This is a genomic window from Pyxidicoccus fallax (assembly GCF_012933655.1).
In the GTDB taxonomy this organism is placed as follows: Bacteria; Myxococcota; Myxococcia; order Myxococcales; family Myxococcaceae; genus Myxococcus; species Myxococcus fallax.
Genome location: NZ_JABBJJ010000751.1, coordinates 1 through 709, shown reverse-complemented (window position 1 = coordinate 709; position 709 = coordinate 1). Strand labels below are relative to the sequence as shown.

General features: G+C 69.4%; 1 protein-coding gene. It reads left to right on the top strand.

Going from position 1 to position 709, the window contains the following annotated elements; genetic code table 11:
• Nucleotides 1–82 precede the first annotated feature (82 nt).
• Nucleotides 83–520 (top strand): DUF2383 domain-containing protein, encoded by a 438-nt coding sequence (locus tag HG543_RS53985; RefSeq protein ID WP_169352719.1) that lies wholly within the window; start codon nucleotides 83–85, stop codon nucleotides 518–520.
• The last annotated feature ends 189 nt before the right edge of the window (nucleotides 521–709 follow it).

Genomic DNA, 709 nt, shown 5'->3' with positions numbered 1-709 from the left:
AGGTGAACGAGGGGAGGCCCTCCTGCCGGTCCGCGGTGGGTCGCACCTTTGCGCGAGCAGTCACCTGCAATGGAGGCCGCCCATGGCTCACGCCAGCAAGGATGTGGAGACGCTCAATTCCTTCCTCCGCGGGGAAATCTCCGCCGTGGAGACGTACCGCCAGGCGCTCGGACATGTCTCGGACGACCGGCTCCGAGGCGCGCTGGAGGACTGCCAGCATGACCACGAGCACCGGGTGGAGGAGCTCCGGGAGCGCATCCGCAAGCTGGGCGGTGAGCCCGCGGAGGGCTCCGGGGTGTGGGGCACCTTCGCGAAGCTCGTGCAGGCGGGCGCCGATGTGCTCGGGGAGAAGACGGCCATCCAGGCCCTGGAGGAGGGCGAGGACCACGGCCTCCACGACTACCAGCGGGACGTGGACCAGGTGCATGGCGAGGCCCGCCGCTTCGTGAAGCTCGAGCTGCTGCCTGCCCAGAAGCGGACCCACGAGCGGCTCAGCCGCCTGAAGCGCACCCTCCACTGAGCGGCGGGTGACCTGTCACGTCGGGTCGACCGGCCATGCTGGAGTGGGAGCAGGCCCGCCGAGCGCTTCCTCCCACTGCTGCTTTTCCCAGGGCGTGTTGAATGCGCCACCGCGTCCTCCGTCCATCCCCGCACGCACCGTCTCTGGAATTCGCCCGTTCCGAGAATTTGAGGAGGGTGGGGCAGGGGG

What these genes read in the sequence shown, in the direction of transcription:
- HG543_RS53985 (WP_169352719.1), top strand. Translation starts at nt 83, where the DNA reads ATGGCTCACGCCAGCAAGGATGTGGAGACGCTCAATTCCTTCCTCCGC.